This window comes from Actinopolymorpha sp. B9G3 (assembly GCF_040120725.1).
Lineage (GTDB): Bacteria > Actinomycetota > Actinomycetes > Propionibacteriales > Actinopolymorphaceae > Thermasporomyces.
Window position 1 is genome coordinate 1 of the sequence record NZ_JBEEAB010000034.1, and the last position, 25,028, is coordinate 25,028.

At 69.3% G+C, this 25,028-nt stretch carries 23 protein-coding genes; 18 read left to right on the forward strand and 5 right to left on the reverse strand.

What is annotated here, in order from left to right; all coding sequences use genetic code 11:
* The first annotated feature begins 665 nt into the window (after window positions 1-665).
* The gene (locus tag ABNF93_RS32325) at window positions 666-1,313 is read left to right on the forward strand and encodes a tetratricopeptide repeat protein (RefSeq protein ID WP_349332064.1); all 648 of its coding nucleotides are present in this window, start codon (window positions 666-668) and stop codon (window positions 1,311-1,313) included.
* 156 nt (window positions 1,314-1,469) lie between these two features.
* Window positions 1,470-1,892, forward strand: a complete 423-nt coding sequence (locus tag ABNF93_RS32330) for a single-stranded DNA-binding protein (RefSeq protein WP_349332065.1) — start codon at window positions 1,470-1,472, stop codon at window positions 1,890-1,892.
* Here ABNF93_RS32330 and ABNF93_RS32335 read toward each other — a convergent pair.
* Window positions 1,889-3,319: a DUF1015 family protein gene (locus ABNF93_RS32335; RefSeq protein ID WP_349332066.1), complete on the reverse strand. Its 1,431-nt coding sequence runs from the start codon at window positions 3,317-3,319 to the stop codon at window positions 1,889-1,891. The two genes, ABNF93_RS32330 and ABNF93_RS32335, sit on opposite strands and share 4 nt — an antisense overlap.
* Window positions 3,320-3,421: 102 nt before the next feature.
* Between ABNF93_RS32335 and ABNF93_RS32340 the strand changes: the two genes are divergently transcribed.
* Complete coding sequence (locus tag ABNF93_RS32340) at window positions 3,422-3,874, forward strand: tetratricopeptide repeat protein (RefSeq protein ID WP_349332067.1); 453 nt, start codon at window positions 3,422-3,424, stop codon at window positions 3,872-3,874.
* Entirely contained in the window at window positions 3,871-4,929 is a 1,059-nt protein-coding gene (locus tag ABNF93_RS32345) for an HAD-IIA family hydrolase (protein WP_349332068.1), read from the forward strand. The genes ABNF93_RS32340 and ABNF93_RS32345 overlap by 4 nt, the downstream gene beginning before the upstream one ends.
* Before the next feature lie 68 nt (window positions 4,930-4,997).
* Here ABNF93_RS32345 and ABNF93_RS32350 read toward each other — a convergent pair whose 3' ends face one another.
* The gene (locus ABNF93_RS32350) at window positions 4,998-5,351 is read right to left on the reverse strand and encodes a hypothetical protein (RefSeq protein ID WP_349332069.1); all 354 of its coding nucleotides are present in this window, start codon (window positions 5,349-5,351) and stop codon (window positions 4,998-5,000) included.
* A gap of 54 nt (window positions 5,352-5,405) precedes the next feature.
* Here ABNF93_RS32350 and ABNF93_RS32355 point away from each other — a divergent pair, with 54 nt between their 5' ends.
* From ABNF93_RS32355 to ABNF93_RS32390, 8 genes are all read left to right on the forward strand, one after another.
* Window positions 5,406-5,573 carry a hypothetical protein gene (locus ABNF93_RS32355; RefSeq protein WP_349332070.1) on the forward strand — a complete coding sequence of 56 codons (168 nt, stop codon included), beginning with the start codon at window positions 5,406-5,408 and terminating at the stop codon, window positions 5,571-5,573.
* A gap of 48 nt (window positions 5,574-5,621) precedes the next feature.
* Entirely contained in the window at window positions 5,622-6,635 is a 1,014-nt protein-coding gene (locus tag ABNF93_RS32360; protein WP_349332071.1) for an NAD kinase, read from the forward strand.
* Between the two features lie 10 nt (window positions 6,636-6,645).
* Window positions 6,646-8,439, forward strand: coding sequence for a DNA repair protein RecN (gene recN / locus ABNF93_RS32365; protein ID WP_349332072.1), 1,794 nt, complete (start codon window positions 6,646-6,648; stop codon window positions 8,437-8,439).
* A 216-nt stretch (window positions 8,440-8,655) separates the two neighbouring features.
* The gene (gene steA / locus ABNF93_RS32370) at window positions 8,656-9,828 is read left to right on the forward strand and encodes a putative cytokinetic ring protein SteA (RefSeq protein WP_349332073.1); all 1,173 of its coding nucleotides are present in this window, start codon (window positions 8,656-8,658) and stop codon (window positions 9,826-9,828) included.
* Window positions 9,825-10,820: a copper transporter gene (locus ABNF93_RS32375; protein ID WP_349332074.1), complete on the forward strand. Its 996-nt coding sequence runs from the start codon at window positions 9,825-9,827 to the stop codon at window positions 10,818-10,820. The genes steA and ABNF93_RS32375 overlap by 4 nt, the downstream gene beginning before the upstream one ends.
* 178 nt (window positions 10,821-10,998) lie before the next feature.
* Entirely contained in the window at window positions 10,999-11,568 is a 570-nt protein-coding gene (locus tag ABNF93_RS32380) for a phospholipase (protein WP_349332075.1), read from the forward strand.
* A 163-nt stretch (window positions 11,569-11,731) separates the two neighbouring features.
* A complete protein-coding gene (pyrG, locus tag ABNF93_RS32385; protein WP_349332076.1) occupies window positions 11,732-13,609 on the forward strand; it encodes a CTP synthase in 1,878 nt (625 codons plus the stop codon).
* Entirely contained in the window at window positions 13,606-14,292 is a 687-nt protein-coding gene (locus ABNF93_RS32390; RefSeq protein WP_349332077.1) for an NUDIX domain-containing protein, read from the forward strand. The genes pyrG and ABNF93_RS32390 overlap by 4 nt, the downstream gene beginning before the upstream one ends.
* A gap of 32 nt (window positions 14,293-14,324) precedes the next feature.
* Here the strand turns inward: ABNF93_RS32390 and ABNF93_RS32395 are convergent, their stop codons facing one another.
* Entirely contained in the window at window positions 14,325-14,642 is a 318-nt protein-coding gene (locus ABNF93_RS32395) for a DUF2087 domain-containing protein (protein ID WP_349332078.1), read from the reverse strand.
* Window positions 14,643-14,836: 194 nt separating this feature from the next.
* Here ABNF93_RS32395 and ABNF93_RS32400 point away from each other — a divergent pair, with 194 nt between their 5' ends.
* The 4 genes from ABNF93_RS32400 to ABNF93_RS32415 all read left to right on the forward strand — a co-directional run bounded on the left by ABNF93_RS32400 (window position 14,837) and on the right by ABNF93_RS32415 (window position 19,793).
* Window positions 14,837-16,849, forward strand: coding sequence for a helix-turn-helix domain-containing protein (locus ABNF93_RS32400; protein WP_349332079.1), 2,013 nt, complete (start codon window positions 14,837-14,839; stop codon window positions 16,847-16,849).
* A 151-nt stretch (window positions 16,850-17,000) separates the two neighbouring features.
* On the forward strand, window positions 17,001-17,747 hold the full coding sequence (locus tag ABNF93_RS32405) for a 3-hydroxybutyrate dehydrogenase (RefSeq protein ID WP_349332080.1): 747 nt from the start codon (window positions 17,001-17,003) through the stop codon (window positions 17,745-17,747).
* Window positions 17,748-17,860: 113 nt separating this feature from the next.
* Window positions 17,861-19,183 carry an MFS transporter gene (locus ABNF93_RS32410; RefSeq protein ID WP_349332081.1) on the forward strand — a complete coding sequence of 441 codons (1,323 nt, stop codon included), beginning with the start codon at window positions 17,861-17,863 and terminating at the stop codon, window positions 19,181-19,183.
* A gap of 73 nt (window positions 19,184-19,256) precedes the next feature.
* Window positions 19,257-19,793, forward strand: a complete 537-nt coding sequence (locus ABNF93_RS32415) for a GNAT family N-acetyltransferase (RefSeq protein ID WP_349332082.1) — start codon at window positions 19,257-19,259, stop codon at window positions 19,791-19,793.
* A 37-nt stretch (window positions 19,794-19,830) separates the two neighbouring features.
* On the opposite strand, the gene ABNF93_RS32420 is transcribed toward ABNF93_RS32415, so the two are convergent.
* Together ABNF93_RS32420 and ABNF93_RS32425 are read right to left on the reverse strand one after the other, a co-directional pair.
* Window positions 19,831-21,360, reverse strand: coding sequence for a helix-turn-helix domain-containing protein (locus tag ABNF93_RS32420; protein ID WP_349332083.1), 1,530 nt, complete (start codon window positions 21,358-21,360; stop codon window positions 19,831-19,833).
* A 185-nt stretch (window positions 21,361-21,545) separates the two neighbouring features.
* Window positions 21,546-22,601, reverse strand: a complete 1,056-nt coding sequence (locus tag ABNF93_RS32425; protein WP_349332084.1) for an aminotransferase class V-fold PLP-dependent enzyme — start codon at window positions 22,599-22,601, stop codon at window positions 21,546-21,548.
* 270 nt (window positions 22,602-22,871) lie between these two features.
* Between ABNF93_RS32425 and ald the strand changes: the two genes are divergently transcribed.
* Window positions 22,872-23,987: an alanine dehydrogenase gene (ald, locus tag ABNF93_RS32430; protein ID WP_349332085.1), complete on the forward strand. Its 1,116-nt coding sequence runs from the start codon at window positions 22,872-22,874 to the stop codon at window positions 23,985-23,987.
* A gap of 74 nt (window positions 23,988-24,061) precedes the next feature.
* On the forward strand, window positions 24,062-25,003 hold the full coding sequence (gene xerD, locus ABNF93_RS32435) for a site-specific tyrosine recombinase XerD (RefSeq protein WP_349332086.1): 942 nt from the start codon (window positions 24,062-24,064) through the stop codon (window positions 25,001-25,003).
* The last annotated feature ends 25 nt before the right edge of the window (window positions 25,004-25,028 follow it).

The window sequence follows — 25,028 nt, forward strand, 5'->3', positions numbered from 1 at the left end:
AGCCCTCCAGCGCCGATGGTACTGCAGGGGCCACCCTGTGGGAGAGTAGGACACCGCCGGACACCACACACAAGAAGAGGGCCACCCACCAGGGCGGCCCTCTTCTTGCGTCCCGAGGTATGTACGGTGTTCGGCAGTGTCGCAGGCTTGGAGGAACGAACGGAATGGGTGAGCGGTCGCGACGCGATGGCAGCGGCGATGATGGCCGTGACGATCGACAGCGCAAGCGGCCGGACCGGAAGCGCGGTCAACCGGACGATCGCCGCTCTGCGAAGGGACGGCCGTCCAAGGACACCAGGTCTTCCGACCGGGGGCAACCTAGGCGGCCCTCGGGCTCCGGACGGACAGATAAGCCCGCCGGGGGCGGCGGGGCGGCTCCGCGTCCGGCCCGGGAGGGCTGGGGTCGGTCGAGGAGTGGCGAACCTTCGGGTCGCCCATCCCGGTCCGGTGACGATCGCCGCGGGCAGGGTCGTTCGCAGGGAAGTCCGGGTCGTTCCGGCGGCGGCGGGGCCATGCGGGGTTCCCGTGCGGGGAAGCCAGGCGGAGATCGCCGAGAGCAACGGTCTGGCAAGGCGGGCGGGCCCAGTAAACGGCCAGCGGACCGGCGAACCGGGCGAACGGGGGGTGGCGCACCTGCACGGCCAGCTCCCGATCCTGGTCCGACGGTGCCGGATGGCATCACCGGTCTGGAGCTTGACTCCGCGGTACGCAGCGAGCTAGGCACCCTGACCCGACCAGCTGCGGAACGGGTCGCACGGCACCTCGTCGCCGCGGGCCAACTGCTTGATGACGACCCTGAAACCGCTCTGGCGCATGCGCTGGCCGCGCGGCGGGAGGGCTACCGACTGGGCGTCGTCCGAGAGGCCTGTGGGTATGCCGCCTACGCGGCTGGACACTTCGAGCAAGCGCTGGCCGAGTTACGAGCGGCACGCCGGATGACGGGGAGCGAGCACTACGCGCCCGTCATGGCGGACAGCGAACGCGGACTAGGCCGGCCCGAACGCGCCTTGGAGCTTGCCGCAAGTGTCGAGCGGGCCCGCCTCGATCACGCGACGAGAGTCGAGCTTCTGATCGTGGAGGCAGGGGCCCGACGCGATCTCGGCCAGCCAGGTGCCGCCTTGGGTCTGCTCGACGTGCCGGACCTGCACAGCCAGGCGATCGGCACCTCGGTAGCGAGACTTCGTTATGCGTATGCGGATGTCCTGCAGGAACTGGACCGCCGCGAGGAGGCCTCCGAGTGGTTCGCGCGAGCTGCGGCCGCAGACGTCGACACCGAGACCGACGCTGACGAACGTCGAACGGCACTCCAGTAGCGGGTGCGTTCGTTGCGCTACCCGTGGGACGGAGCGCACTTTCTGTCCACAGCAACAGAATCGGCGAGGTTCTCCACAGGCGGCCTGAGAGTTCCGGGATCCTTGCCACGTAGGAACGAGAGTGGGATCACCTTGAATTCTTGACGGAGGTGAGCCATGACGCTGGAAGAGCGGTCACTCACTGTGCACCGTAACGAGGTGCTCCTGGTGGGCAGGGTGTCCATGTGCGCCACCCGGCGTGAACTTCCCAGTGGGGACATCGTCAGCGGCATACGCATCGTTGTGGAGCGTGACCCGGAATCCCTGCACGGCCGCACTGCCAGGATCGACGCCATCGACTGTGTGGCGTGGTCCGAACAGTGGCATGACGAGATGCGACGGTGGGAGCTCGGCGATGTCGTCGAGGTCGTCGGTGCGTTGCGGCGCCGGTTCCGGCGGACGGAAGCTGGGACAGTCAGTCGTTACGAGGTGGAGGTCCAGCGTGCACGGCTGATCGGCGCGACGGCCGACGGTGCGCGACCACATGCCGAAAGCCGCAATGTCGAAGGTCAGGACGGTGGTGCGCGCCAGGTCGTCTAACCCTCGTCGAAACTCCGCATGACGAAGCCGGTCCGTGGCTTCGGCCCGAACGACGTCGACTTTCGCGGCATGCGCCCGCCGTGGCGGGCTACCTGCTGGACCCGGGTGAGATCCACGGGATTGAGCAAGACCGCCACCGTGTCCTCGTCAGCTCGGGCCGCCTGAATCGCAGAACCGGCGTCGTGCACGTATCTGATCCGGTCCTCCGGAATGCGCAGGAGGTGGCCGAGGATGAGTCCGTGCAGGATCTCGGTGTCGAGCGCCGAAGGGGTATCTGACGTTTGCTTGCCGCGGAGGGAAACACGCAGGAGCATCCAGGCGCTCCCGTCGGTCAGCAGGAATCCGTGTGCTGCGCCCTGGCAGTCTGCGATCGCCTGCCGAGCTGCCGAGCTGTCACCGCCGTACGCGAGGACCTCAACCTGAGGTGCCACGCGGTCGGCGACGTCCTGCATAGAGAGTCCGGTGACCAGACGGTGGATGGCGCGAAGTTCGAGCGGATGCGCGCGGTGGTCGACCAGGAGTGCCAGTCCGTTGTCCCATGGCCCTTCACCTGCGCCGCCGGCGTGGCGCTCGGCCTGGAGACGCAGGTAGGCGGCGTACCTGTGATGGCCGTCGGCGATCAGCGCCTGCCGCGGAGCGAGGTCGGCCGCGATCGCGGCGAGGTGGGCGGGGTCGTCCAGCCGCCAGATCCGATGGCCGGTGCCATCCGGGGCCAGGGCATCGACCAACGGCTCTGCCGTCGTGGCGGCGTCGACGAGTGCTGACGCCTGACCGTCCCCGTCGTACGCGAGGAGGATTGGCTCGAAGTTCGCCGCGCAGGCGCGCATCAGAGCGAGCCGGTCGCCGACAGGTCCGGGGAGCACATCCTCGTGAGGAAGGATCACCTGCTCGTCATAGGCCCGCAGGGCAACGGCGCCCAGCAGGCCGCGAAGAACGACTCGTCGCTGCGTTCGGTCCGATGGGGAACTCCGGCGCCAAGTGGCATCCTGCACATGGGCCGAGTGCTCCTGCAGAGGAACCGTGAGATCGAGATCCTGTTCGTAGACATATAGCGCCGGTGTGTCGTCAGGGACCACCACTCCCTCGCGGCGCCACTGGATGAAGAGGTCACGGGCATGGTCATAGCGACTCTCGTCGGCCCGTACGTCCGGAAAGGCTCGGTTTCGTGGAGTCGCGGCGGGCCGCTGGGCGGCGCCGACATCGGTCGCCGCGCCGCTGTGCGCAGGGTGTTTGCTGGGGCGTGGAAGGATGATTCGGACGATGTTGTAGGGCTCTGCCGCCTCGAGGGCGGCGATCGCGTCGTCGTCGAGAGTGTCATACGGCGGTGAGGTGACCGACGCGAGGTCCGACACAAGAGCAGGCGAGTATCGCAGGCCGCGGAAGGCTTTGAGCACGAGCGGGCGGCGTCCGGGGGCGGCATCAGTCACGCTGGGCATGGTAGGAGGCCGAGCCCTGTTCGCGTACCCGATGGGGATACGCGCGGAGCGGCCGTCGGCCCTCTGCCTTAGGTGCACGCGGCAGGAGAAGCCGTGGATCGGGAGGACATTGTGGATGACAGCGACACGACGTCGGGTCACGTCGAGAGTCCGGCGGGCCGGCCGACTGGTGGCGTCTACGACTGGTATCGCCGGGGCCTCGACCTGCTCGGATCCGGAGATGTGGCTGCCGCGGCACAGATTCTGTCCCATGCGCATGAGGCCGAACCCACCTCGAAGTCCATTCGCGAGGCTCTGGCACGGGCCCAGTTCAACTCCCGGCGCTACTCGGACTCGGCCGAGACGTTCGCCGCGCTCGTCGAGCAGGATCCTTCCGATGACTACGCACAGTTCGGGCTGGGACTCGCGCTCAGCCGACTCGGCGATCACCATGCGGCCGCGCCTCACCTCGCGATGGCCGCGGCGATGCAACCAAGTGCTCGGCACTACGCCCAGGCACTCCGCCAGGTGCGGGCGACGTTGCAGGCCCGTGGAGGTCCGGCGTGAGCAGGTCAGCATCGAGTTCTGCTCCGCCCCCGCTGTCCGCGGCAGGTGAGGCGCTGGTTCAGGGTCATGACGTAGGTCTGTTCGATCTCGACGGCGTCGTCTACGTCGGTGACGAGCCGGTGGCGGGGGCGCCGGAGGCACTGGGCAGGGTCCGTGAGCTTGGCATGAAGGTCAGATTCGTCACGAACAACGCATCCCGTACGCCTGATGCCGTGAGCGAACATCTCCAGCGGGTGGGGGTTCCCGCCACCGCGGCCGACGTCGTGACGTCGGCACAAGCCGCGGCTCACCTGGTCGCCGACCGGGTACCCGCCGGGTCGCGGGTCCTCGTCGTCGGTGGAGAGGGTCTGTCAGTCGCGTTGTCCGAGCGTGGCCTTGTTCCGGTGTTCTCCGCCACGGACGCTCCGGCCGCGGTCGTGCAGGGCTTCCACCCAGATGTCGGATGGCGCCAGCTCGCGGAAGGGGCGTACGCCCTCGCCTCCGATCTGCCCTGGATCGCCTCGAATGTCGACCGCACGCTCCCGACCGACGATGGTCTCGCCCCCGGCAACGGGGCATTGGTCGAGGTGATCCGGATAGCGACCGGCAGGAGTCCCCTCGTCGCCGGCAAGCCGGAGCCGCCGCTGTTCCTCGAGGCGGTCGTGAGTTCCGGCGCTGACCGGCCGCTCGTCATCGGTGACCGGCTCGACACCGACATCGAAGGGGCGCATAAAGCCGGGCTGCCCAGCCTGCTGGTGCTCACCGGCGTGACCAGCTTGGTGGACTTGGCGACGGCACCGCCGCATCGGCGGCCGACCTACCTCTCCCGGGATCTCGATGGCATGTTCGTCCCACACCCGTCTCCCGTGGTCGGACCTGATGGGACGACCTGCGGGGGCTGGCGGGTCGAACTCGAGAGTCAAGGTGCTGACACCCTCCAACCGCGGCTCACCGGCGACGGCGATCCCCTCGACGCCGCGCGCGCGGTCCTGGCGGCCATGTGGGCCAGGGGCGATCCGGCGCGGGTTGACGCGGCCGAGGTCCTCGAAGGTCTGGAAAAGGACGCGAAGCGATGAGTTAGTGTCCGTGGCGTGGGCTCGCCGTCGATTCATGGTCGCCTGTGAGGGGCGCCACCCATCAGCCGTCAGAGAGACGGGAGCCCCAGGGTGGGCACGCAGGTCAACACTCGTACGCGGATCGAAGGGGAGAAGCGGGCCAGGTGGAACACCAGGAGTTCGGCCAGGTAGGACCAGAGACCGATGCGGAAGTCGAGCAGTTTGGCGCACTCGCTGACCCGAGCGACGATTCGTTCAGCGTGGAGAGTGGTCGCGCGGTCGTGGAGTCGGTGGTCGACCATCCGGCGGAGAGCGAGGAGCGCGCGGCTGAACACGGCGCTGAACCAGAACACGGCGCTGAACCAGAACACGGCGCTGAACCAGAACACGGCGCTGAACCAGAACACGGCGCTGAACCAGAACACGGCGCTGAACCAGAACATGGCGCTGAACCTCAAGCCGCGGCGCACGGTGACGACGAGACCTTTCCTGGCTACATGCCGACCGGCAGGGACGACGTCGACGCCGTCCTCGACCGGCTCAGTGAACTCGACGGCCTGCCACCGAGCGAGCACGTCCACATCTACGAAGACGCGCACCGCAGGCTGCACGAGACCCTCGTGGCGGCCGGAGAAGGTCATGAGGATCCGGCCGGAACCTCCTGACCCACTCGCCGGCGACCCGCACGACATCACCGTCGACGAGACAGTCGGATGCGGCACCGTCCTACGCACGAAGGGACCACGACCGTGAGCGGAGGCAACCCCCGCCGCGTGCTGCTCGTCGCTCACACCGGTCGCCCGGAGGCGATCGAGGTCGCACGGGATGCCGCCGGCCGCCTGCGCCGGGCGGGGATCGAGGTGCGGGTCCTGGCGCCGGATGCCGCCGACCTCGGGATTCCGGACGCGGAGGTCACCGACGTCTCGGCCGATGCCGCCGAGGGTTGCGAGATCGTGATGGTGCTCGGCGGCGACGGAACGATCCTGCGCGGGGCCGAGGTCGCCCGGGCCTCCCGTACCCCTGTGTTGGGCGTCAATCTCGGCCACGTGGGGTTCCTGGCCGAGTCCGAACGTGACGACCTCGACGTCACCATCGACCACGTGGTCCATCGAAGGTACGCCGTGGAAGAACGGATGACCCTGGACGTGACGGTGACCCAGGACGGCATCGTCATCGCCCAGGACTGGGCGCTCAACGACGCCAGTGTGGAGAAGTCGGCGCGGGAACGAATGCTCGAACTCGTCGTCGAGGTCGACGGGCGTCCGCTGTCGCGCTGGGGCGGCGACGGCATCGTCGCGGCGACGCCGACCGGTTCCACCGCCTATGCATTCTCGGCGGGTGGGCCGATCGTGTGGCCTGAGGTGGAAGCGCTGCTGGTGGTCCCCCTGAGTGCGCATGCCCTGTTCGCGAGGCCGCTCGTGGTGTCGCCGCGCTCAGTGATCGCGGTGGAGTTGCTCCCACGCAACACCGGGCCGGCGGTGCTGTGGTGTGACGGCAGGCGTACGGAGGAGATCCGCCCTGGTGCGCGGATCGAGGTACGCCGGGGTGAGCACTCCGTTCGACTGGCCAGGCTCCATCACGGCCCGTTCACCGACCGGTTGGTCGCGAAGTTCGACCTACCGGTGCACGGATGGCGAGGACGGAGCTGGCGAACCCACCCCGACGAGGAAGTGGCGAGGACCCGCACCGCGAAGCAGGACAGCCATGACGTCGGTCCCACGGCGTAGAGTGCCGACGATGCTGGAGGAGATCCGGATACAGGGACTCGGCGTCATCGAAGACGCCGAGCTCGAACTCGACGCCGGGTTCACCGTCGTCACCGGCGAGACCGGCGCCGGCAAGACGATGGTTGTCAGTGGCTTGTCACTGCTGCTCGGCGGGCGGGCGGACGCCGGCCTGGTTCGCCCCGGTGGAAAACGCGCCGTCGTCGAGGGACGAGTCCGATGTCCCGGCGGGTCCGCGGTGGCGCAACGTGCGACCGACGCCGGCGCCGAGCTCGACGACGACACTCTCATCATCATGCGCACCGTCTCCCGTGACGGTCGCTCCCGTGCTTATGCCGGCGGTGCCGGGGTCCCAGCCGGACTGCTGGCCGAACTCGCCGAGGATCTCGTGGCATTACATGGTCAGTCCGACCAGATGCGCCTGCTGCGGCCGGCCCGGCAGCGGGAGATTCTCGACCGTTACGCCGGTTCTGAGGTCGAGAAGCCGCTTGCGGTCTATCGCGAGCGCTACCAACGCTTGGCAGCCGTGTCGGCCGAGCTCGACGACCTCGTGAAACGGGCGCGCGATCGGGCGCAGGAGGCCGACCGCCTGCGCTTCGGGCTCGAGGAGGTCGAGGCCGCCGATCCGCAGCCGGGCGAGGACGAGGCGTTGGCCGCCGAGGAGAGTCGGCTCGCGCACGCCGACGCGCTCCGCGGCGCGGCCGAGGAGGCCCACACCGCGCTGGTCGGTGGTGACGATCCGGCCGCCGAACCGGTCGACGCGTCATCGCAGATCGCACGAGCCCGCAAGGTGCTCGACGGCGCTGGCGTGCACGATCCCGACCTCGCTGCCGTGTCGACCCGACTCGCCGAGGCGGTCGCCCTCGTGGTCGACGCCGGGGCCGATCTCGCTTCGTACGCCACGAGCATCGACACCGACCCGGCCCGCCTCCAGGCAGTCAGCGAACGACGGGCGGCGCTGATCGCGCTGACCCGCAAGTACGGCGACACGGTCGATGACGTCCTCGACTGGGCCCGCACCGCCGCCGAACGACTCGCCGAGCTCGACGGGTCCGACGACCGGATCGACGCGCTACGGCAGGAGCGGGACCAGCTGCGCGGAGAGTTGGCCGACCTGGCCGGGAGGATCAGCGCGGCGCGCATGGCAGCCGGCGAGCGCCTCGGCACTGCCGTGACGGCTGAGCTCAGCGCCTTGGCGATGCCACACGCCGTGGTCACCGCCGAGGTCACCCAGACCGAGATCGCCGAAGCCGACGCCAGCGAATCAGACCGGCCCGGTTCGGGGCGACCGGGTCTGGCGGTTGAAGGACGACACGTCGCCTACGGCCCGCACGGTGTCGACGACGTGGAGCTCCGGCTGAGCCCTCACCCTGGTGCGCCAGCCCGTCCTGTCCAGCGTGGCGCGTCGGGCGGCGAGCTCTCGCGGGTGATGCTGGCCGTCGAGGTGGTGTTCGCCGGCGTGGGAGGCGTACCGACCTTCGTCTTCGACGAGGTGGACGCCGGCGTCGGCGGTCGGGCCGCAGTGGAGATCGGCCGCCGCCTGGCGATGCTGGCCCGCACCTCCCAGGTCATCGTGGTGACGCACCTTCCGCAGGTGGCAGCATTCGCGGACCGGCACTATGTCGTACGCAAAGCCAGCGACGGATCGGTCACCCGCAGCGGACTCACCGACCTCGACGCATCGGGTCGGGTCGAGGAGCTGGCCAGGATGTTGGCAGGCCTGGACGACTCCGCAAGCGCCCGCGCCCATGCCGAAGAACTTCTCGCCTCGGCGGCGGCCGATCGGGCGGCGGCCGCCTCGAACTGAGGCGGGTGTCCCGGTGTGTCCCTGAGCGAGGTGGAACTGCGGGTGGACCTGCCGGTGGTGGCTGCGGTGATGTAGTTCGGCACCGAGCTGCCGACTCCTGGTTGGCCAACCTATACGGCTGGGTGGCCAACCGGTACGCGAGGGAGTCCACAGAAGATGAGACTTTGCGTAGTAATGCTGACACATAGAGCGATCGAGTGGCAGCATCTCGACGCCATGAGACTCCCCACTTTGCGTCGCACTCGACCTGCTCGACTCCCTGGTGTCAGTGGCCCAGCCAGGCTCGACAGTCGCGTCGACCAGCTCCTGAAACGGCTCAGGCCCGGCGACGTCGCCGTGCTCCGTCATGTCGACCTCGACCGGGTGGCCGCTGAGGCCATGGTCGCCGCTGGTGTAGCCGCGGTGGTCAACGCTGCCCCGTCGATCAGCGGTCGCTATCCCAACCTCGGCCCCGGTGTCCTCGTCGCGGCCGGGATTCCACTCGTCGACGGCGCCGGCATGGGCGTGTTCGGCCGGGTCTCCGACGGGGACATGGTGCGCCTGGACGGTCCGGCACTGTTCCACGGCGACCTGCAGGTCGCGTTCGGCGTCGAGCAGACCGCCAACTCGATCGAGAAGGCGACCGCCGCCGCACGGGCTGGTCTGGTCGCCCAGCTCGAGGCGTTCACCGCGGACACGATCGAACACCTTCGGCGAAACCACGACCTGCTGCTCGAGAGCGTCGGGGTCCCCGACATCGACACCCGGCTGGCGGGCAGGCATGTCCTCATCGCCGTCCGGGGTGCTGAGATCAGCGAGGACCTCGCCAGCCTGCGGGCGTACATCCGCGAGTACCGGCCGGTCCTCATCGGCGTGGACGGTGGCGCGGACTCGCTGCTGGCGGCAGGGCACACGCCCGACATCATCGTCGGTGACATGGAGTTGGTACCCGACGGTGCTCTGCGGTGCGGGGCTGAGCTCGTGGTGCAGGGCGACCGTGACGGAAGCACCGCTGGTACCGACCGGCTGGAACGCATCGGCCTGGACTCGCGCGCATTCGACGCCCCTGGAGCGAGCGAGGACCTCGCGGTGTTGCTGGCCGACGCCAAGGGCGCCCGCCTCATCGTCGTCGCTGGCACGAGTGCGTCACTGCTCGACCTGCTCGATCGCGGTCGTTCGGGTGCGCCCAGCACTTTGCTCACCAGACTTCGGGCCGGCGCGAAACTCGTCGACGCCAAGGCCGCCGGCGAGCTGTGTCAGAGCCGCATCCAGACCTGGCACATCGTCCTTCTCGTGATCGCCGGTTTGCTCGCCCTGCTGGTGGCGTTGGCGGCGACACCCGTGGCCCAGGACTGGCTCGCGTCCGGCTGGGCATGGTCGACCGCAGGCTGGGAACGGATGCGCGGGTGATCGACTTCCGCTATTTCCTGGTGTCGATGACCGGGGTGTTTCTCGCCCTCGCGGTCGGAATCGCCCTGGGTGCGGGACCGTTTCGGGGGGACCTTGACCAGGAGTTGCGTTCGGACCTGCGGCAGGTGGGCCGCGAGAAGGACGACCTCCGCGGGAGGATCAGCCAGCTCCAACATGTCGACAGGTACCGCGACACCTTCGCCAAGGACCTGGCCCCGAACCTGGTGCGCGGGCAGCTCACCGGGCAGGACGTCGTGCTCGTCGCGTTGCCGGGCGCGGACACCGCGGTGGTGAAAGACGTCGAGGGCATCGTGGCCGCGGCCGGTGGTGGGGTGACCGGCACTGTGCAGGTGCGGCCGAAGTGGGCGGATCCGAGCGAGCAACAGTTCCTCGAGGACCTCGCGGGCCGCCTTGCCACCGGTCGGGTGGCGCCGGCGACCGCCGCCGGTTCGGCGTACGAACAGGCAGGCAGTGTGCTCGCACGGGCCCTGGTCACCGACGACGACGGAGCCCCCGGCCGCGGAGATGCCGCCACTGCGACGGTCGTAGGTGCGTTCGGGGAGGGTGGGCTCGTCGATGCCCCGGCGAGCCTGGCGCGGGCGAGCTTCGCCGTCGTCGTCGCCCCGCCAGCGACCGCCGGGGCCGGCCCGAGGGTGCGCGACGCCGCGGTGAACGAGGCGGCATCGGCCGATACGCCGGCGAATGCGGCTTGGGTCGCGCTGGCCCGCTCGCTCGACGATGCCGGTCAGGGAGTGGTGATGGCCGGTGAGACGTCGGCCGCCGAAGGCGAGCAGGGCGTGCTTGCCAGCCTTCGCGAGGACAGCCGCGCCAGTGCTGATGTGTCGTCGGTCGATGTGGCCGATCTGCCGAGCGGCCAGGTCGCGATCGTGTGGGCGCTGGTCGAGCAACGGCGGGGCGGTGCCGGCCACTACGGAGCGGTCGGAACGACCGACGGCGCGCTCCCGAAGGCGCCCGAGGGCCCTGGTGCCTGAGCTGGCCAGGAGCGCCGTTACCCCAGCTCGTGGCCGGTAGGACGGTCGTTGTCGGCCTTCCGGAGAGCTCGCCCGACTTCCGGCGTTCGCCGCAAACACCCACAATGTCGGTGTTCGGCGGCTGACCAGCTCCATTGCTTCGTCGTGCTTCGGGATAGGAACCGTCCGGGAGGCCCGCATGGATGTTCGCCGTTTCGCCCCGATCCGCCGGTCCCGTGCCCTCGCGCGGCTGGGTCTCGGCATGGTGTCTGCCCTCGTCCTGCTCGTCGCGTTCGCCGTCCCTGCCGGGGCGGTGCCGCAGGAGGTGCGCCTCGGGGTGCTCGCCAGCTGGACCCAACCGACGGCGGACAGCCGCCTGAGCTGGTCGGTGGCGAACGCCGATCAGGGCGCCTGGGTCGAGTACGCCTTCGACTGGTCGACCGACCTGTGCACGTTCAGCCCGGACAACCCGTTCGGTTTCGGCTTCGAGTCGTCGTGTGCTCGCCATGACTTCGGCTACCGCAACTTCCGGCTCGAGGGGATCTTCGCCGAGAACAAGGACCGGGTGGACGAGGCGTTCTATGCCGATATGTCTGCGGTCTGCGCGGGCGAGTCATGGTGGGCACAGCCTGCCTGTTACAGCCTGGCATGGACCTACTACCAGGCGGTACGGGAGTTCGGTTCCCTCGACGCGGTGAAGCAGAGTGACCTCGACCGGGCGCGGGCGATGCTCGCCAAGGGCCGGGCGATGGCGGCGGCCGCGGGGTAAGCACGGCGGCGAGCGGGCCCATACGGTCTTACTGTGGGCTCGATGTGGTAGCCGCCCGGCGTGGTGTGTCGCCTCCTGGACGGTCGTTGATAGGCTGAAAGCCCGTGGAGCTAGTCGGATTCCGCCCGGGTCTCCGGCTCGATCAGACCACGGGGAGTTTGCTTTGGCAGCCTCATCGCCGACCAGGCACGTGTTCGTCACCGGAGGCGTCGCCTCCTCCCTCGGCAAGGGCCTCACCGCTTCGAGCCTGGGCAACCTGCTCAAGGCTCGCGGTCTGCGGGTGACGATGCAGAAGCTCGACCCCTACCTCAACGTCGACCCCGGAACGATGAACCCGTTCCAGCACGGGGAGGTCTTCGTCACCGGTGACGGTGCCGAGACCGATCTCGACATCGGCCACTACGAACGTTTCCTCGACGTCGACCTCGGTCGCAGCGCCAATGTCACGACCGGACAGGTCTACTCGAGCGTCATCGCGAAGGAACGTCGCGGCGACTACCTCGGCGACACCGTGCAGGTGATCCCGCACATCACCAACGAGATCAAGGCCCGGATCCGCGCGATGGCGGGCCCTGACGTCGACGTGGTGATCACCGAGATCGGTGGCACGGTCGGTGACATCGAGTCGTTGCCCTTCCTCGAAGCGGCTCGCCAGGTACGTCATGACGTCGGCCGCGACAACGTCTTCTTCCTGCACGTCTCTCTCGTTCCCTACCTCGGTCCGTCGGGCGAGTTGAAGACCAAGCCGACCCAACACTCTGTCGCCGCACTGCGGAGCATCGGCATCCAGCCAGACGCGATCGTCTGCCGCTGCAATCGTGAGCTCCCGTCGAGCGTGAAGCGCAAGATCTCGCTGATGTGCGACGTCGACGAGGAAGCGGTCATCGAGAATCCGGATGTACCGAGCATCTACGACCTGCCCAAGGTGCTGCACGCCGAAGGCTTGGATGCCTACATGATCCGGCGGCTCAACCTGCCGTTCCGGGACGTGGACTGGACCCGCTGGGACCAGCTGCTGCGCCGGGTCCACCATCCGGCGGACGAGGTGACGGTGGCCCTGGTCGGCAAGTACATCGACCTGCCTGATGCGTACCTCTCGGTCACGGAGGCGCTGCGCGCCGGCGGTTTCCACCACGACACCCGGGTCGAGATCCGTTGGGTGCCCTCCGACGAGTGCACCTCGCAGGAGGGCGCGGCGAAGCATCTTGCGGACGTGGATGCGGTGTGCATTCCTGGTGGGTTCGGTGTGCGGGGCGTGGAGGGCAAGATCGGCGCCATCACCTACGCCAGGGAGCACCACCTGCCGGTCCTCGGCCTCTGCCTGGGCCTGCAGTGCATGGTGGTGGAGTTCGCCCGCAACGTGGCCGGCCTCGACGACGCCAACTCCACCGAGTTCGACGCGAGCTGCTCCCATCCGGTCGTCGCGACCATGGAGGAGCAGCGCGAGATCGTGGCCGGCGCCGGCGATCTCGGCGGCACCATGCGCCTCGGGCTCTATCCGGCCAAGCTCACCGAAGGGACGCTGACCCGGCGGGCCTATTCCGAGCCGTACGTCGAGGAGCGCCACCGCCACCGATACGAGGTCAACAACGCCTACCGCGGGCAGCTCGAGGACGCGGGCATGGTCATCTCGGGAACATCTCCGGACGGCCGGCTGGTGGAGTTCGTCGAGTTGCGTTCGGACCTGCATCCGTACTTCGTGGCGACCCAGGCCCACCCGGAGCTGCGGTCCCGCCCCACCCGCCCGCATCCCTTGTTCGCCGGTCTGATCGAGGCGGCGCTGGTCCGGCAGCGCGAGATGCAGCTCCCGGTCGGCGACGTGCAGGTCGCCTACGCCCCTGACGGCAGGCTGGGGAACCGGGTCGCCGACGTGGATGGCCCAGGCGTGGATGGCCCAGGCGTGGACGAGGCAGGCGTGGAGGGCGCAGGCGTGGACGAGGCAGGCGTGGAGGGCGCAGGCGTGGACGCTGAGCGCGACGCGCGCGAACGCGCCCGGGTCGCCGCGAGCGCCGGGTGGATCCAGGCCGGTGCCCGCCGGTGAGTGACGAGGCGGTTCCGGGCGGAGTGCGGGACGTGCCCGAGCAGTGGCAGGTCGCCTCGTCGACGTACTCCCTGCGTACGCATCGGGTGGTCGATGTACGCCGGGACGACGTCGTGGGCGCCGGACCTGCGGACACCAGCCAACACTTCACCCGCGACGTCGTGGTCCATCCGGGCGCGGTCGGCATCATCGCGCTGGACGACGAGGAGCGGGTGCTGCTCGTCCGGCAGTACCGTCACCCGGTCGGGCACCGCCTCTACGAACCTCCGGCCGGCCTGCTCGACGTCCGCGGTGAGGACTACCTTGCGGCAGCACAGCGGGAGCTGTATGAGGAGGGGCATGTCCGCGCCCGGGACTGGCGGGTGCTGGTCGACGTGTTCACCTCGCCCGGCATGACGACCGAGGCGCTGCGGATGTACCTCGCGCGCGGCCTGGACGATGTGCCGGCGGGGGACCGGTTCAACGGCGTCCATGAAGAAGCCGACATGCCGGTGTCCTGGGCTCCGTTGGCGGAGATCGTCGCCGGCATCATGGCAGGCGACCTGCAAAGCCCGACCCTCGTGATGGGAGCGCTCGCCGCTTGGGCGGCGCGGCAGGGAGCCGGCTACGACGCGCTGCGACCGGCCGATGTCCCATGGCCGGCGCGTGACCAGCTCGCGGCAGCCATCGATCCGTCACTCTGAGGCATGTCGCTCGCCGACTCCTCAGGGACGCCTCACACGTCGACGGTGCCGCCGATGCGCCAGTAGATGCCGTACTCCCGGGCCAGGAACCCTTCGTCGACGAGAGCCCTGCGCAGCTCGGCGTAGTCGTCGTAGACCTGGTGCAGGATCAGGTTGACGCGCGACTCGGGATACCTGACGCCGGGTTCGAACAGTTGGGCCACGTGGTCGAGGAGCTGCCGGCGACGGGCGTACTTCGCCGGCATCGCGTGGATCCGGCCGTCGTGCACGAACGCCCGGAACAGCTTCTGGGTGGGCTGGTCGGCGTCAGCTGGCGGCACCAGCGTGCGCTCGATGGCATCGACATCCACCGCTGTGCGCTCCCTTCACCTACGGCGACGCTGCCCCCGCGAAACAGCTGTCACGTCCCAGTTTGGCAGCGTTCAGTGCGTTCATGCTCGACCTTTTCCGGTCCCCGCCCGACCACGTACCCGTCACGGAGCGGCCCCGCGCTGTGACCGTCCGGGCCCTACTGCGGCCGGCGCAGGTCGACTAGCCTCCGGCCATGGCGGTCCGGTCGTTCGTCGAGCTGCTCTACGAGCAGGCTGCACCCGAGGCGTTCGAGGAGCAGTTGCGGTGCGCCCAGACCGATGGCGCCGGTCCGGAGGAGATGCAGCGACTCCGGCAGGAGCTCGGAATCGCGCTGCGGGTGCGCGCGCAGATGGCTCGCCAGCGCCAGCGCGAGGCGGAGCTCTCCGCGTTGTACGAGACCGCCAACGACCTCACCTCGATCAGGGACGTCGACGCCGTGCTCACCGCCATCGTGCGGCGCGCCAGGCAACTGCTCGGGGCCGACCTCACCTACCTCAGTCTCAACGACCACGACCGCGGCGACTCCTTCATCCGGATGACCGACGGGTCGGTGTCCGCGCGGTTCCAGCAACTGCGTCTGGACCTCGGCACGGGCCTGCTCGGGTTGGTCGCCCAGACCGGGGCGCCGTACTTCACCGACGACTACTTCGCCGACCAGCGGTTCCTCCATCGCGACTACATCGACAGCGCGGTGGCCGAGGAGGGGATCCACGCGATTCTCGGCGTACCCCTGCTGCTCGGCGGGAAGGTCGTCGGTGCGCTCCTCGCCGCCAACCGGAGCGCCCGGCCGTTTCCACCCGGGGAGGTCGTCCTGCTCGGATCGTTCGCCGCGCACGCGGCAATCGCACTCGAGAACGCCCGGCTCTTCGAGGAGACCCAGCAGGCCATCGCCGATCTGGACGCCGCCAACGCGACCGTACGCGCGCATTCGGAGGCGGTCGAGCTCGCCGCCAGCGCCCACGACCGGCTGGCCGACGTGGTGCTGCACGGGGGCGGAGTGGAGGCGGTGGCCTCGGTGCTGGCCGACGTTCTCGGGAGCATCGTCGTGGTCCGTGAGCCTGGCGGCCATCTGATCGCCTGCGCCGGGGACGGAGCGGCTGCTTCCGGCCTCACGGCCGTGTCCGGCAGGGCCGCGCCTCCGGACGGGCCGAGCCGCCCTTCCGCCGCCCGGCAGTCGAACGGTTTGAGCGGAACCTCTACTGCCCACGCTCCGGACACGTTCGCCGCCTCGGTGACCGAAGCCTTGCGGAGCGGTCGCAGCGTCGAGATGCGTCTCCCGGCGACGACGGGTGAGCGGGCCTGGCTGGCGGTCGCCGTCGCGGGCAACGACCACCTCGGCACGCTCGTCGTCGGGCGCACGCTCGATCTCGGCGAGGCCGACCGCCGGATCCTGGAACGCGGCGCCCTCGTCACGGCCCTCCTCCTGCTGTTCCAGCGTTCTATGGCGGAGGCCGAGGACCGGGTCCGTGGCGAGCTTCTGGATGACGTCCTCTCCGACCCACACCGCGACCCGGCGACCCTCCGCGAGCGGGCGCGGAGGCACCACACGGATCTCGAGGCGCCACACGTCGTGCTGGTGGTGGCTGCCGACGCGGTCGAACGCCATCGGGTGGTCGCGGCGGCGTCCCGGCTCGCGGCGGGCAAGGGCGGCCTCGGCGGGGTGTACGACGGGGCAGTGGTCCTCGCGCTGCCCGGCGAGCAACCGGCCGGCATGGCTCGAATCGTCCGGGACCGGCTGTCCGACGTTCTCGAGACGACGGTGACCGTGGGCGCGGCTGGCCCATGCAAGGGCCCGGAGGGGATTGCCCGCTCTCACCGGGATGCTCACCGGTGTCTCGCCGCCCTCCTCGCGCTGGGCCGGCGAGGGGACGCGACGGATGTGGCGGGGCTGGGCTTCGCACGGCTGCTGTTCGGCGGCGGGCCGGCGGAGATCGAGGACTTCCTGACGGCGACGATCAAGCCACTGCTCGACTACGACGCCGACCGCGGAACCGAGCTCGCCGGGACCCTGGAGGCGTGGTTCGCCGCGGGTGGCAGCCCGGCGAGAGCTGCCGAGGCCCTGCACGTCCACACCAATACCGTCACCCAGCGGCTGGAGCGGGTCGCGGCACTGATCGGCCGGGACTGGCGTACGCCCGAACGCGCTCTCGACGTCCAGCTCGCCCTCAGGCTGTGGCGGTTGCGCTCGGTCACTTTCGGGAGATAGCGGGCCACCACATGGGTGGGGCCATGATGTGTGGCCCGGACACATCGCCTCCGCAGGGTCGCCGCGCCTACCTTCTGCTCATTCATCACCGAACGAGAGTGAGGTCATGAATGAGCAGAGCACCTTGGGCATGGGCCGACGAAGGAGCCCCGTGATCGATCTGTCCGGCCGGACCGCAGCCGTGACCGGTGCCGCCAGCGGGATCGGCCGGGCCTGCGCGGTCCGGCTCGCCGCCGCGGGCGCCCGGATCGTCGTCATCGACCGGGACGCGGACGGAGCGGAAGCCGTGGCTGGGGAGCTCGGCGGAACCGCCCTCGCCCTGGACCTCGCCGAACCAGCAGCCTTCGACGACCTGACGCTGGAGGCGGACATCCTCGTCAACAGTGCCGGCCTGCAGCACATCGCGCCGGTCGAAAAGTTTCCGCCCGAGCGGTTCGCGCTGCTCCTGCGGGTGCTGCTCGAGGCGCCGTTCCGGCTGGCACAGAACCTCCTTCCCGGCATGTACGCACGAGGCGGGGGGCGGCTCGTCCACATCTCGTCGGTCCATGGTCACCGGGCCTCGGCGTACAAGTCGGCCTACGTCGCGGCAAAACACGGGCTCGAAGGCCTGTCGAAGGTCCTCGCCCTCGAAGGCGCCGGACGCGGCGTCACCTCCAACACGGTGTGTCCCGGGTATGTGCGTACGCCGCTCGTCGAAGGGCAGCTGGCGGCACAGGCCGAGACGCACGGCATCACCGAGGCAGAGGTGGTCGACGGCGTCCTGCTGGCCCGTACACCGGTCAAGCGACTCATCGAGCCCGCCGAAGTAGCTGGCACGGTCGCCTACCTGTGCGGCCCTGACACGGCATCGATCACGGGATCGTCCTTTCACCTCGACGGTGGCTGGACGGCCAGCTGAACCTGCATTTCCGCATCACCTCATCCTGACCCGACTGCTGTCCAGGAAAGGAACCGTCGATTTCCACCCAGGCGAGCACCACCGCGCCCCGCAGCAGCTTCGCCAAGGTCGTCATGGCGAGCCTCGTCGGCACGACCATCGAGTGGTACGACTTCTTCCTCTACGGTTCGGCCGCCGCCCTGGTCTTCAACACGCTGTTCTTCCCCGAGCAGGACCCGACCGTCGGCACGATGCTGGCGTTCGTCACCTACGCGCTCGGCTTCGTGGCCCGGCCGATCGGTGGGATCGTCTTCGGTCACTTCGGCGACAAGCTGGGCCGGAAGAAGATGCTGGTCGTGAGCCTGCTCCTGATGGGTGGGGCGACCTTCGCCATCGGCCTGTTGCCGACGTACGCCACGATCGGCGTCGCGGCGCCGCTCCTGCTGTTGTTGTGCCGGTTGGTCCAGGGGTTCGCGGTCGGCGGCGAGTGGGGCGGTGCGGTGCTCATGGTCGCCGAGCACGGATCGGCGGAGCGCCGCGGCTTCTGGTCGAGCTGGCCGCAGGCCGGGGTTCCGGCGGGAAACCTGCTCTCGGTTCTGGTGCTGTTCATCCTCGCCTCGACCACCTCCGACGAGGCGTTCACGACGTGGGGTTGGCGGGTGCCGTTCCTGCTGAGCGCGATCCTCGTCGTCGTCGGGTTGTGGATCCGGCTGCGCCTCACCGAATCGCCACTGTTCACGCAGGCGCAGGCGGAGTTCGAGGCGCGCAAGGTGCAGCGGCGGGCACCGGCGCTCGACGTCGTACGGAAGTACCCGCGCGAGGTGCTCCAGGCGATGGGGGCGCGGTTCGCCGAGAACGTCTGCTACTACATCTTCACGGCGTTCGTCCTGGCCTATGTCACCGAGAGCGTGGGCCTCGACCGGCAGGTGGCCCTCAACGCCGTCCTGGTCGCGTCGGCGGTGCACTTCATCGTCATCCCGCTCTTCGGAGCGTTGTCGGACAGGGTTGGACGCAAGCCGCTCTACCTGGCCGGAGCCGCCGGTGTCGGAGTGTGGGGTTTCGCCTTCTTTCCGCTGATCGACACCAGGTCGCAGGCCGCGATCACCCTCGCGATCACGGTCGGTCTCGTCCTGCACGCCGCGATGTACGGACCGCAGGCGGCGTTCTTCTCCGAGCTCTTCGGCACCAGCGTCCGCTACAGCGGTGCGTCGATCGGTTACCAGCTGGCCTCGGTGGTGGCGGGTTCACTTGCGCCCATCATCGCGTTGGCGTTGCTCGCGAGGTTCGGCTCCAGCATTCCGGTCTCGGTGTACCTGCTGGGGGCGGGCGCCCTGACGGTGGTCGCCGTGCTGCTCACCAGGGAGACGCGGGGGACCGGTCTCGCCGAGGACCGCGTGCTCGCCGGCGTCACCGAGGCCCCGGCGGCGGCGGACTCCGCACCCGCGGACGGCCGCTGAGCCCTCCGGGCACGGAGGGGCGCCGCGCGATATCCGTTCGTACGACGTGGGCGTGGGCGGGCATCCTGGTGCGATGACGACGGATGTTCGCCTGCGACCGCTCTCCTACGACGATTGGCCGGCCGTTCACGCGTGGGCGAGTCTGCCGGAGGCGTGCCGCTACCAGACGTGGGGACCGAGCACGGAGGAGGAGACAGAGGCCTTCGTCAAGGCCGCTGTCCAGGCGTGGGAGCAGAGTCCACAGGTGCGGTACCTCCACGCGGTCGAGGTGGACGGGGTGGTGGTCGGCAACGGTGAGCTCAAGATCCTCGACCGTACGCACCGACAGGGCGAGATCTCCTACATCGTGCACCCACGGCTGTGGGGTCGCGGGGTGGGCACGGCGGCCGGGCGTGAGCTGTTGCGCATCGGTTTCGAGGAACTGGACCTTCACCGCATCGTCGGCACCTGCGATCCGCGCAACCTCGGCTCTGCGGCCGTGCTCCGCAAGCTGGGGATGACCTATGAGGGGCACCTCCGGCACACCCAGCTCATCCGTGACGGCTGGCGGGACTCCCTGGCGTTCAGCATCCTCGACGACGAATGGCGTCTCGCTCGCGACGTGGAATGATCACGGATGCGTGGTCATTCCCCTAAGGCTCGAGCGACTAGATGTCGCGGAACGTCTCGATCTGGGCGCCGAGTTGGTTCAGGCGTTCGGCCAGATCTTCGTAACCGCGGTTGATGACGTAGATGTTGCGCAGCACCGACGTCCCCTTCGCCGCCAGCATCGCGAGCAGGATGCAGACCGCGGGTCGCAACGCCGGCGGACAGATCACCTCTGCCCCTGACCAGTGGGTCGGACCGTCGACGTAGATGCGGTGCGGGTCCGCCAGCCGGACCTTGCCGCCGAGCTTGTTCAGCTCGGTCAGGTGGATGGCCCGGTTCTCGTAGACCCAGTCATGGATCAGTGTCGTCCCGTGGGCCGACGCCGCGATGACCGCGAAGAACGGCAGGTTGTCGATGTTCAGCCCCGGGAACGGCATCGGGTGGATCTTGTCGATCGGCGCGTGCAGCCGCGCCGGCGAGACGGTCAGGTCGACCAGCCGGGTGTGACCGTTGACGGCTGGGTACTCCTCGTTTCGCCGACACGCCAGCCCCATCTCCTCCAGCAGCGCCAACTCGATCTCGAGGAACTCGATCGGCGCCCTACGGATCGTGATGGTCGACGACGTGACGATGGCGGCCGCGATGAGGCTCATCGCCTCGATCGGATCCTCCGAGGGGGCGTAGTCGACGTCGCGGTCGATGACGGGTACGCCGTGGACGGTGAGGGTCGTACTCCCGATCCCGTCGATGCGTACGCCCAACTCCGTCAGGAAGAAGCACAGGTCCTGCACCATGTAGTTCGGGCTCGCGTTGCGGATGACGGTGACCCCATCGCGACGGCTGGCTGCCATCAGAGCGTTCTCGGTCGCCATGTCGCCCCGCTCGGTCAGGACGATCGGGCGGGTGGGTGCGACCGAGCGGTCCACCTCGGCGTGGTAGTAACCGCCCGTCGCCTTGACCTCGAGGCCGAGTTGACGCAGCGCGACCATGTGCGGTTCGACGGTACGCGTGCCGAGGTCACACCCGCCCGCGTGCGGGATCTTGAACCGGTCCTCCAGGTGCATGAGCGGGCCGAGGAAGTTGAGCACCGTCCGGGTACGGCGGGCGGCCTCGACGTCCATGCTGTCGAGGTCGAGCTTCGCGGGCGGCACGATCTCGAGGTCGTTCTGCGGGTTGAGCCACCGGGTGCGCACTCCGATGCTGGTCAGCACCTCGAGGATCCGGTTGACCTCCTCGATGCGCGCGACCTTGCGCAGGGTGGTCCGCCCCTTGTTGAGCAGCGACGCACAGAGCAGCGCGATGCCGGCGTTCTTGCTGGTCTTGACATCGATACTGCCCGACAGTTCGCGCCCGCCGACGACCCGCAGGTGCATCGGGCCCGACGTGCCGAGCGAGACGATCTCCGAGTCGAGAGCCTCACCGATGCGGGCGAGCATGTCGAGACTGAGGTTCTGGTGGCCGTGCTCGATCCGGTTGATCGCGCTCTGGCTGGTGCCGAGCGTGTCGGCCAGCCGGGCCTGGGTCCAGCCTCGGTGCTGGCGCGAGTCGCGGATCAGGCTGCCGATCCGGCGCAGGTAGTCTTCGCTCATGGCCGAGGACCATATCTCATATCTGAGGTACGACAGACGTCTAAGCTGCAGAATCTCCAGGGAGCTCGCGAACGTCTTCTCCAGATATTGCATTTCATGATGTCGGCTGGGCCGCTCGGTCGAAGCGCGCGTTCATGCGTTGGTCCTACCCGACCGTCGCCATGACCACTCGTTGTGGAGCGCGCTCAGGTCAGGGCGTCGAGTGCATGGTCCACGTCGGCGGTGGTGGAGTAGACGTGGCACGACACCCGGACCCGGCCGTCGCGAACGGCTGCCCTGATCCCCGCCCTGGCGAGCTTGTCCTCGGCACCGGGAATGTCCGCCGACACGATCGCGGAGTCTGCCGGCGCCAGGCCGAGCCCGGCTCGGAACCGGTTGGCGAGCGCGACATTGTGGGCGTTCACCTGCTCGATCCCGATCTGGAGCAGGAGTGCGAGCGCCGGAGCGGCGCCGACAAAGCTGAACCAGGCCGGCGACACGTCGAAACGCCGGGCGTCGCCCGCCAGCCGAAGCGGCGGGCCGTAGTACGAGTCATGCGGATCAGCGCCGGCGTACCACCCTGCCTGCAGGGGGGTGAAGCGGTCACGTACGGCGGGGGAGAAGTAGCCGAACGCCGCACCCCGAGGCGCCATCAGCCACTTGTACGCCGCGGCCACGACGACATCGGCACGCGACCAGCGCCATGGCAGCCAGCCGGCAGCCTGACTCGCGTCGACGACCACCAGCGCGCCGACCGAGCGGGCTGCCTCCACCACGGCCTCGAGGTCTGCGACCTCGCCCGTCGCCGACTGCACGGCGCTGAACGCCACGACCGTCGTACGCCCCGAACCGCCGCCGGCGCCAGCAGTCACGGCGTCGGCCAGGCGGGCGGTGGGCACCGTGACGACCTCGACGCCACGCTCGGCCTGGACCAGCCATGGAAAGAGGTTGGAGGTGAACTCGATCTCGGGGACGACAACCCGCGAGTCGGCGGGCAGGCTCGCCGCGACGGGTGCGAGAAGCCCCGACGCCGTGCTGCCGACGGCGATGTCGCCCACGTCCGCCCCGGTCAGGCGCGCGAAGGCCGCCCGGGACGCCTGCGTGGACTCGTCCCAGTGCTCCCAACTCGTCCGGCCGTGCCGCCACTCGTCCAGTGCGGACTGGAGTGCGTTCCACGCCGGGCGTGGGGGCAGTCCGTAGCTCGCGGTGTTCAGCCACCCGGGAGTGGCGTCCCACAGGGTCTGTGCCTCGGTCACGTCCATCGGCAGCAACCCTGCCAGACACGTCTGGCGATCATGAAGGTCCGCCGATGCACTGAGGCCGGGGAATCTTCCAGGATGGCCTGGCGCGGTGCGCGCATGTCGCCCAAAAGGTCGCGATATCCGGATTACACTCGCCCCGCCCAGACCTGAGGTCGCACGACCGAGCGACGATGGAAGGGTGGGTCGGCAACGACGCCGTCCCCAGCAGTGGTGAGGCCTCCCCGCTACCGCGGGCCCTTCACCACACAGTCAGGAAGGCGCTGAGCAACCGTGAAAATCGGGGTTCCCAAGGAAGTCAAGTGTCATGAGTACCGCGTCGCCCTCACCCCGGCGGGGGCGCACGAACTGACCCGGCACGGCCACGACGTGGTGGTCGAGCGTTCCGCTGGCGAAGGCTCGGCGATTCCCGACGCGGAGTTCGTCCGCGCCGGTGCGCGGATCGTGCCCACCGCCGACGACGTGTGGGCCGAGGGTGAGCTCCTGCTGAAGGTCAAGGAGCCCGTCGCCGAGGAGTACGACCGGCTGTCGAAGGGGCAGGTCCTCTTCACCTACCTTCACCTGGCCGCGTCGCGGGCCTGCACCGATGCGCTCCTCGACTCGGGCGTGACGGGTATCGCTTACGAAACGGTCCAGCTGGCCGACGGTTCACTCCCGCTGCTCGCGCCGATGAGCGAGGTCGCGGGCCGGCTCGCCCCCCAGGTCGGTGCGTACCACCTCATGCGTCAGGGCGGCGGCAGGGGCATCCTCATGGGCGGTGTCTCCGGTGTCTACGCCGCGAAGGTGGTGGTCATCGGCGCCGGTGTCTCCGGCCTCAACGCCGCCGCGATCGCCCTCGGCATGCAGGCGGAGGTACTGCTGCTGGACAAGAACGTCGAACGGCTCCGCCAGGCCGACCGCATCTACCGGGGCCACCTGCAGACCGTCGCCTCCAATGCGTACGAAGTGGAGCGCGCGGTCCTCGACGCCGACCTCGTGATCGGCGCCGTCCTCGTGCCCGGTGCGAAGGCGCCGACACTGGTGACCAACGACCAGGTGGCGCGGATGAAGCCCGGCAGCGTCCTTGTCGACATCTCGATCGACCAGGGCGGCTGTTTCGAGGACTCCCGGCCGACGACCCACGACGAGCCGACCTACCGTGTCCACGACTCGGTGTTCTACTGCGTCGCCAACATGCCGGGGGCGGTGCCGCACACGTCGACCTACGCGCTCACCAACGTCACGCTGCCGTATGTTCTCGAACTCGCCGACCGCGGGTGGCGCGACGCCTGCCGCGCCGACCACGCACTCGGGCTCGGCGTCAACACCCACGAGGGCCATCTGGTCAACGCCGCCGTCGCCGAGGCACACAGGCTGCCGCACGCCGCGCTTGACGAGGTGATGGCCTGAACGTCACACACCTGAGCGACACACACCCGAGCAGGGCCCGGCAGGACGGCCGCCGCCTGCGCCACAATCAGAGGGTGGCGCAGGCGGCGGAGTCGAGCGTGCTGGGCAGGTCGCTGAATGGCTACCTCGACCACCTCGCGGTCGAACGCGGGCTCGCGGAGAACACCCTGTCGTCCTACCGTCGCGACCTCCGCAGATACGCCGAGTTCCTGGCGGTCCGCGGCCTCGACCGGGCCGACCAGATCGGTGAAGCCGACGTGACCGCGTTCCTGGTCCGCCTTCGCGAGGGGGACGCCGAACATCCGCCGCTCGGGGCCAGTTCCGCGGCCCGGACCGTGGTCGCCGTCCGGGGCTACCACAGGTTCGCCCACCGGGAGGGCTGGACACCGTCGGACCCTGCCCGCGACGTACGTCCGCCCGCGCCACCACGACGGCTGCCAAAGGCGCTGCCGGTCTCCGACGTCGGACGCCTCCTCGACGCCGCGGGCATCGGTGACACTCCGCTCGCGCTGCGCGACCGGGCCCTGCTCGAACTGCTCTACGGCACAGGCGCGCGCATCTCCGAGGCCGTCGGGCTCGACGTCGACGACCTCGACCTGGCCGTCGGCGAAGTCCTGTTGCGTGGCAAGGGAGGTAAGGAGCGCGTGGTGCCGGTCGGTTCGTACGCCAGTGAGGCGGTGTCCGCCTACCAGGTGCGCGCACGCCCGGCGCTCGCGACCGCGGGACGCGGGACCCCGGCGCTCTTCCTCAACGCCCGCGGCGGACGGCTGTCCCGCCAGAGTGCCTGGACCGTGCTCCGCCACGCGGCTGAACGCGCCAAGGTGACCGCGGAAGTCTCGCCGCACACGCTTCGCCATTCGTTCGCCACGCATCTGCTCGACGGTGGGGCGGACGTGCGTGTCGTGCAGGAACTCCTCGGGCACGCGTCGGTGACGACGACCCAGGTCTATACGCTCGTCACGGTGGACAAGCTGCGCGAGGTCTATGCCGCGACACACCCCCGTGCGCAGGCCTAAAGCCCGCCCTCCGGCACGATCAAGG

Bases quoted from the DNA above. Each gene is read 5' to 3' on its own strand.
- ABNF93_RS32330 (WP_349332065.1), top strand. From the start codon at position 1,470: ATGACGCTGGAAGAGCGGTCACTCACTGTGCACCGTAACGAGGTGCTC.
- ABNF93_RS32350 (WP_349332069.1), bottom strand. From the start codon at position 5,351: ATGTTCTGGTTCAGCGCCGTGTTCTGGTTCAGCGCCGTGTTCTGGTTC.
- ABNF93_RS32355 (WP_349332070.1), top strand. From the start codon at position 5,406: ATGCCGACCGGCAGGGACGACGTCGACGCCGTCCTCGACCGGCTCAGT.
- ABNF93_RS32360 (WP_349332071.1), top strand. From the start codon at position 5,622: ATGCGGCACCGTCCTACGCACGAAGGGACCACGACCGTGAGCGGAGGC.
- recN (WP_349332072.1), top strand. From the start codon at position 6,646: ATGCTGGAGGAGATCCGGATACAGGGACTCGGCGTCATCGAAGACGCC.
- steA (WP_349332073.1), top strand. From the start codon at position 8,656: ATGAGACTCCCCACTTTGCGTCGCACTCGACCTGCTCGACTCCCTGGT.
- ABNF93_RS32380 (WP_349332075.1), top strand. From the start codon at position 10,999: ATGGATGTTCGCCGTTTCGCCCCGATCCGCCGGTCCCGTGCCCTCGCG.
- ABNF93_RS32400 (WP_349332079.1), top strand. From the start codon at position 14,837: ATGGCGGTCCGGTCGTTCGTCGAGCTGCTCTACGAGCAGGCTGCACCC.
- ABNF93_RS32410 (WP_349332081.1), top strand. From the start codon at position 17,861: ATGGCGAGCCTCGTCGGCACGACCATCGAGTGGTACGACTTCTTCCTC.
- ABNF93_RS32415 (WP_349332082.1), top strand. From the start codon at position 19,257: ATGACGACGGATGTTCGCCTGCGACCGCTCTCCTACGACGATTGGCCG.
- ABNF93_RS32420 (WP_349332083.1), bottom strand. From the start codon at position 21,360: ATGAGCGAAGACTACCTGCGCCGGATCGGCAGCCTGATCCGCGACTCG.
- ABNF93_RS32425 (WP_349332084.1), bottom strand. From the start codon at position 22,601: ATGGACGTGACCGAGGCACAGACCCTGTGGGACGCCACTCCCGGGTGG.